Origin of the sequence: Candidatus Jettenia sp. AMX1 (genome assembly GCF_030263775.1) — a bacterium.
Lineage (GTDB): Bacteria > Planctomycetota > Brocadiia > Brocadiales > Brocadiaceae > Jettenia > Jettenia caeni.
The window spans coordinates 39213-46327 of record NZ_SZPP01000058.1 but is presented as its reverse complement, the minus strand read 5'-3'; the positions used below and the strand labels follow the sequence as shown (position 1 = coordinate 46327).

Genomic DNA, 7115 nt, shown 5'->3' with positions numbered 1-7115 from the left:
GTATGATGAAATTAGGAATGCCGGAAAGTTATGCGATCTCATAAATTGCATACTACAGGGAAAAACTGCTTTTTTATCGGATTTGTGCAACAAAGCCATATAAATGTATAGGAATTTCAATCCCGTAGGGTAACCCTTTAGGGTTGTTCTTACCCAGGTATACCCCAGCGGGGAAGCAAGGCTAAAGCCTTGCCCTACATCTTGCATAAAGATAAAATTCGCCGAAGACCTGGTTTAGGTATATACTGTGTTTTCTTAATGAGGAGTTTCTTTTGTTATACCTTCTAATTCTTCCAGCTTTCCTTCAGCAATCTCTTCTTCCAGTCTTACCACTTCCCGGAAAGCGATACCTTCTCTCCAGAGAAAAAGAAAACCCAAAACTATGGAAGGCAGAACACTGATGGCCCACAAGATAATAGCATAGCTTTGAGCTGCTGTCGCCTGTATCCCAAAAATATCCAGTGATTTTAGTATTGCGATATGAAAGACTCCAATGTACCCGGGCGCTTGAGGCAGAGCAATTGCCAGCGCCAGACAAACAGCGATAAGGCATGCGCCAACGAAAGGAAGATGTATATGGAAGGAAAATCCAAGGAGATATATTTCTGCTCCGGCAATAATCCAGATCAGGAATGAAAGCGCTAGTATCCATAGGGTCTGCGCTTTGTTCTCCAGTATCCTTAGTCCATAAACAAAGGATTCGTAAAACTCCATAGTTTTATCCTTAAATTTGTGGGGGAGAAAGGAACAGAGTTTCAGCAGTATTTTTCTAAAGAAATCAGGCCTTATAATAACTAAAAAAAGGGAAACGGTAGTAAGGACTCCTATCACAGCGAATACCTCAGTCCATTTTTTCAAGGAGGGAATAATGGATTCCTTAATTGTGTTTACTTCATGGGGTGAAACCTGAACAGAGGGATTGTGGTTCGTTGCAGAGGGGTGTGGCAGTAAAGCGATGACGACCACGGTAAAGAGAATAAGGCTTAACATATCGAATATCCGCTCCACGATTACGGTGGCAACCGAGGTTGAAAATTTTACACCCTCCTTTTTATATAATAAAAAAGGCCGTAAAACTTCTCCAACACGGGCGGGAAGGATGTTGTTTGCCATGAAACCAATGCAGGTGATAGATAACAGGTTTATCATAGGAATTGATTTAATGTGCGATAATAATCCTTGCCAACGAAGCGTCCTCACTGCAAAAAATAGCAAGGATAAAATAAGTGTTGGTATGATAAACCAATAATTTGCTTCCCGTAAGGCATTTCCCAGGAGTGACCATTTGATATTTTTGACAAATAACCATAAGCAAACAACGCTAACGATAATACTTAAAATGAAAAAGATATTTTTTTTGTTCAAATTCATTGCTTTATCAATTTGAGATAACGCTCCGTTTGCGTCTGCCTGCGTTTGATGTTTGAGAAAAATAAGGCTTCAAATACCTGCCGGTATAACTTGATTGTATTTGAGAGATTTGTTCCGGCGTGCCACATCCAACGACATATCCGCCCGCATTGCCGCCTTCGGGACCAAGATCGATAAGATAATCAGCAGATTTAATAATATCCAGATTATGTTCCACCACGATTAAAGAGTGTCCGGCCTCAAGTAATTTCTGAAAACATGTGAGTAATTTTTGAATATCATCCATGTGGAGTCCTATCGTAGGTTCATCAAAGATAAAGAGCATCACGTCGGTGTTTTCCTGAGCTATGTAGGATGAAATTTTGAGTCTTTGTGCCTCTCCTCCGGATAAGGTTGTTGCAGGTTGGCCTAACCGCAGGTAGCCCAATCCCGTATCCTGAAGAAATTTTAATCCTTTGGTAATTCGCGCTGAATCATGGAAGAATATAAGGGCTTCATCTACCGTCATTTCCAATACCTCATGGATGTTTTTGTCTTTATATTTTACATCAAGCACCTTTTTATTAAATCGTTTCCCGTTACATTTATCGCAGGTAATTGTAATGTCTGCAAGGAACTGCATATCGACTATAATATAGCCGGCGCCCTCGCATTGTTCGCATCTTCCGCCAGCCACATTGAAAGAAAAAGAGCCGATTTCCAGTTTTCGTATTTTTGCATCCCGGGTTGATGAAAAGAGCCTTCGGATTTCATCAAATATCTTTATGTATGTAACGGGATTAGAACGAGGGGTTCGGCCTATGGGTGATTGATCCACAAGGACAACATCAGTAATTAATTGTGTACCTTCGATACCCTTGTATTTTCCTATGAGTCCTGCGTACCCTTTTTTCTTTTCTTTTATTGCCCCGTAAAGGGTATCTTGTACAAGGGTGCTTTTCCCTGATCCGGATACCCCCGTTACACATACGAGCATATTAAGAGGAAAGGTAACATCTATTCCCTTCAAATTATTTTGTGAAGCGCCTCTCAATACAATGGCCTTCTTGGAACTTTTTTTCCGGTTCCGGGGTATTTTAATCTCTTTAGCGCCTTTTAAATATTGTCCCGTCAGTGAAATATTATGAGCAGGCAAATCTTTAAATGCACCCTGATAAACAAGCATGCCGCCATTTTCACCTGCCCCCGGTCCAATATCGATAATCTCATCCGCTGCCTTAATGACCTCTTTTTCATGTTCAACGACGACAACGGTGTTTCCAATACTCTGTAATCGTTTCAGGATCTGTATGAGCCTGTCGGTATCTCTCGGATGAAGCCCAATACTCGGTTCATCCAGGATATAGAGGGTATTTACCAGTGAAGAACCCAGAGATGTTGTAAGGTTTACCCGTTGTGCTTCTCCTCCGGAAAGGGTACGGGTCATACGATCCAGGGTCAGATATTCTAATCCTACCTGGATCATGTAGTCTAACCGCTTTTTGATTTCCTGTAAAAGCAAGTGAGCTATATTGGTTTCATAATCGGTAAGCTGAAGTTCTTTGAAGAATTGGTAAGCTTCTTCAATTGTCATGTTGCAGATATCCGATATATTCTTATTGTTAATCAGAACATGTAATGCCTGATTTTTCAAGCGTTTTCCATTGCAGGTATGACAAAGGGTATATCCCCGGTATTTACTCAGGAATACGCGGATGTGCATCTTATATTTTCGTTGTTCTAACCAGTGAAAAAAATCGTAGATACCACAGAAATCTTCTGTGCCTTCCAGGATTAATTTTACCTGCTCCTTCGTTAATTTACGGAAGGGGACAGTGAGTGGTATATTATATTTTGCAGATGCCTTTTTAAGCGATTCAAACATCGAGTTGTAGGTAGGTGTTTTCCAGGGAGCGATAGCTCCCTGATTCAACGTTTTTTCTTTATCCGGTATGACGGCATCCAGGTTGATATCGATAGTATGTCCAAAACCCTGACATTTAGGACAGGCGCCAATCGGGTTGTTAAACGAAAATAGCATAGGTACGGGATCAGGATATTCAATAGCACAATAACTGCAAAAGAATTGCTTGCTGTATTTGAGTTCTCTCCAGGGGGCTCCCTGAATATTAAGAGGCTGGCCTTGTATATGCGGATCATTACAAAGAGAAGAATCAGGACTATTGTAGATAATACTTGCATGTCCCGCACCCAGGCGGTATGCAGTTTCCAGAGCATCCACAAGGCGTTCTTTACTAACGTCTTTAACGACAAGCCGGTCAATAATTCCATAAACAAATTTTGCAGATCTGATATCCCAATCGTTTTTTTCTGAGGTGATGTCAAGAATAGCAGTATCGGCCAGGATTCTTACCAACCCACGCTCTTTCAGCAGGTTAATGTGTGCCTGACTTGAAACTTTTTGACTCATAACGATTGGGAATGTAACGAGGAACCGTGTTTCTTCCGGCAATGATAAGATGGTTTCCACAATATGAGAGACAGAGTCTATTTGTACCTGTCGGTTACAGATGCTACAAAAGGTCTTGCCAATCCGGGCAAACAGTAATCTCAGGTAGTCATTAATCTCTGTGGCAGTCCCAACGGTTGAGCGGCGGTTTTTTACCGGATTTTTTTGCTGAATGGCTATTGCAGGCGGGATTCCTTCGATGTGATCTACATCCGGTTTATCCATTTTTTCCAGGAATTGACGCGCATAAGCTGAAAAAGACTCTACATATCGCCTTTGCCCCTCTGCAAAAAGGGTATCAAATGCCAGGCTTGATTTGCCCGATCCACTGACTCCTGTAATCACCACAAGCTTTTTATGCGGGATTTCAACGGTGATATTCTTAAGATTATGCACCCGTATGCCACGGGCAATAATGGATTTTTTCATAGTTGTGTAATTGTTTTAGTTGAATGGTAAAGAAATTTTCATTTGGACACGGATGAACATAGATTTCTTAATAATTTCCCTGTATCTGTTTCGTGTTCATTCGTGGCTAACACCTACAGGTTTTTGTCCAGGTACTCCTTTAATGCCTCCTGCCACGGTTTCATGGTTTGCCCGCTATCTTGGGTATATTTAGTGCAGTTGAGAGAAGAATTTTGAGGAACCATTGCAGCACGTTTGTAATCAGCAGTTTTCACCGGGAGTACCGATACAGAGCTATCGGTTAATTCGAAGATCTTCTTTGCCCATTCATACCGTGAACAAGTCCCTGAATTTGTTATATGATAGAGGCCCCGAAGGTCCAGCGAAATCATTGTTCCTATTGCATGCGATAAGTTTGCTGTATACGTAGGGCTTCCATACTGATCAGTTACAACGGACACTGAGCGGTTCTTTTTTCCAAGATCAAGCATGGTAGTTACGAAATTTCTTCTCCACGGACCAAAGAGCCATGCTGTCCTGATGATAATGTAATTATCCAATATCTCCTGTATAGCCAACTCTCCTGCAAGTTTCGATTTACCATAAACCGATATGGGATTCGTTTGATCCGTTTCGATATAAGGCTCATTTTTCGTGCCATCAAATACATAGTCAGTACTTATCTGGATAACCTTTGCCTCTGCATGTTTTGCAGCCAATGCTATATTTTTTGCTCCGGCAGCGTTAACGGCAAAAGCCACAGGTATCTGTGTTTCACATGCATCTACATTTGTAAACGCTGCACAATTGATAATAGTATTTGGCCTGATGTGAGCGATGAGTCTGGAGGTGTCTGAATGATGAGTAATATCCACCTGCTTATGGTTTACGCCAATTACTTCGGAAATACTTTTGGAATGAGAGAGATTGGACAAATAGTTAACAAGATATCTGCCCAGCATGCCGTCAGAGCCAATAACAAGTATTTTCATAGAGAGATTGTATTAAAATGTAACTGATAGACACGTTTATATTCCCCTTCTTCCGACATGAGGGACTCATGATTGCCTACTTCTATGATACGTCCATGTTTCATTACAACGATTCTGTTACAATGTTGTATTGTGGAGAGGCGGTGGGCAACAATAATGGTTGTTCTGCCGGTAATCAGATTGTTTAATGCATCCTGCACCAGCTTCTCAGATGTATAATCCAGGGATGAAGTTGCTTCATCCAAGAGTAAAATGGGAGCGTTTTTTAATATGGCGCGGGCAATGGCAATTCGCTGGCGTTGTCCTCCCGATAATTTCACCCCCAATTCACCTACCACCGTATCATAGCCTTTGGGAAGTTCCATAATGAAGTCGTGAATATGGGCAGCTTGTGCCGCAGCATGAACGTCAGCTATCGAGGCATCCCTTTTTCCATAGAGAATATTCTCATAAAAACTACGATTAAAAAGAAAGGTCTGTTGGGCTACAATCGCAATATGAGAAAGAAGCGATTCTCGTTTGATCTGCCGTATATCTATTCCATCAATTTCGATACTACCTTCGACAGGATCATAGAAACGCGGTATTAAGTTTATAAGACTGGTCTTACCTGCCCCGCTTTCACCTACAATGGCAATAACCTCCCCTTTATAAATCGTAAGGCATATATCTTTCAATTTAAATTCTTTACTGCCATCATATGAAAAGCTTACATTCTTAAAGGAGATGCCTTCTTCTATTCTATCGAGATGCACAGCTTCAGGATGGTCTTTTATATCTGGCTCTATTGTTAATAGCTCAAAGACCCTGCTTACACCGGAAAGCGATTCCTGCAGGCTTGCGTAACCCTTCGCCAATTTCTTTACTGAAGTAATTACCATAAAACCGGTAGCAGTAATAAACCCCGCAAGTTCTCCAGGCGTGATTTTTTTTGATATGACTACATAACCGCCAAAAGCAATTAAAGCAGCAAGCCCTAAGGTATAGACGAATTCACTGGTGCTGGTATTGAGCGCCTTTGCCTTAACCATTTTTAACCTTTTTTTGTAGAAGCGTTCACTGATCGTGTGTATCTCCCGGCTCTCTTCATCTTCCATTTTGAATGCCTTTACAATCCGAATACCTGCAAACATTTCACGTAAGGCGTCCGTAAGATCGGAGAGATGCCGGAGGCTCCCTTTGCCATGTTTTTTAATCTTCTTGCCCATGATCAGTACCGGGAAGAACACGATGGGAAAAACAATCAGGGTGAATAACGACAGCTTCCAGCTAAAATAAAATGCTAAGACCAGTCCACATATCAGTTTCATGGGCTGAAGCAATATTTCATCAAAAAGAATGGTGAGTCCGGATTGTGTAACGGCCATATCATTTGTTAATCTCGACAGCAAATCACCACTCTTCCTGTTTTCAAAAAAACTGAGGGGTTGAGGCAGCAGATGGTCACATACCTTATTTCGAATATCCACAACCACAGCCCACATGATAAGGTTTCTGAAATATTGCTGAAAATAAGATGACAGGAAAATAATGGGAGCGAGGATTGCCATTACTATGCCGATACTGGTAAATGAACCTGTTGCACGTTTCTGCACTCGTTCGATAAAGGTAAATTTATTGAAGACCTGTTCTTTAAATTGCCTGGCAGGAGAAGAACTTTTCTGGTCCTGTACCGGTTGATCTATATCTATCTTTGGCAAGTCAGTTATTTCTTGTACTTCCCCATGAAGCAATTTGTCCAGAATAGGTTTGATCAGTGATATCTGAATGCCATTTGCCGATGTATAGAGTATCATACTGATAATGGCCAATATCATAATCCTCCAATAGGGTTTTGCAAAAGATAATAACTTGGCGCACTCACGGAAAAGTGAATTCCTTATCATCGGTTCCTC

4 protein-coding genes are annotated in these 7115 nt (G+C 41.3%); all 4 read right to left on the bottom strand.

The genetic code is table 11. The features are described 5' to 3' along the window. Nucleotides 1-255: 255 nt before the first annotated feature. Nucleotides 256-1371 carry a lysylphosphatidylglycerol synthase transmembrane domain-containing protein gene (locus tag FBQ94_RS15240; protein ID WP_007221401.1) on the bottom strand — a complete coding sequence of 372 codons (1116 nt, stop codon included), beginning with the start codon at nt 1369-1371 and terminating at the stop codon, nt 256-258. Between the two features lie 7 nt (nt 1372-1378). Beyond that, the gene (uvrA, locus tag FBQ94_RS15235; RefSeq protein WP_007221402.1) at nt 1379-4249 is read right to left on the bottom strand and encodes an excinuclease ABC subunit UvrA; all 2871 of its coding nucleotides are present in this window, start codon (nt 4247-4249) and stop codon (nt 1379-1381) included. Between the two features lie 113 nt (nt 4250-4362). Then, entirely contained in the window at nt 4363-5220 is an 858-nt protein-coding gene (rfbD, locus tag FBQ94_RS15230) for a dTDP-4-dehydrorhamnose reductase (RefSeq protein WP_007221403.1), read from the bottom strand. After that, complete coding sequence (locus FBQ94_RS15225; protein ID WP_051006169.1) at nt 5217-7106, bottom strand: ABC transporter ATP-binding protein; 1890 nt, start codon at nt 7104-7106, stop codon at nt 5217-5219. The genes rfbD and FBQ94_RS15225 overlap by 4 nt, the downstream gene beginning before the upstream one ends. Nucleotides 7107-7115: the final 9 nt, after the last annotated feature.

Coding starts and splice junctions, on each gene's coding strand:
- FBQ94_RS15240 (WP_007221401.1), bottom strand. CDS start 1,371: ATGAATTTGAACAAAAAAAATATCTTTTTCATTTTAAGTATTATCGTT.
- uvrA (WP_007221402.1), bottom strand. CDS start 4,249: ATGAAAAAATCCATTATTGCCCGTGGCATACGGGTGCATAATCTTAAG.
- rfbD (WP_007221403.1), bottom strand. CDS start 5,220: ATGAAAATACTTGTTATTGGCTCTGACGGCATGCTGGGCAGATATCTT.
- FBQ94_RS15225 (WP_051006169.1), bottom strand. CDS start 7,106: ATGATAAGGAATTCACTTTTCCGTGAGTGCGCCAAGTTATTATCTTTT.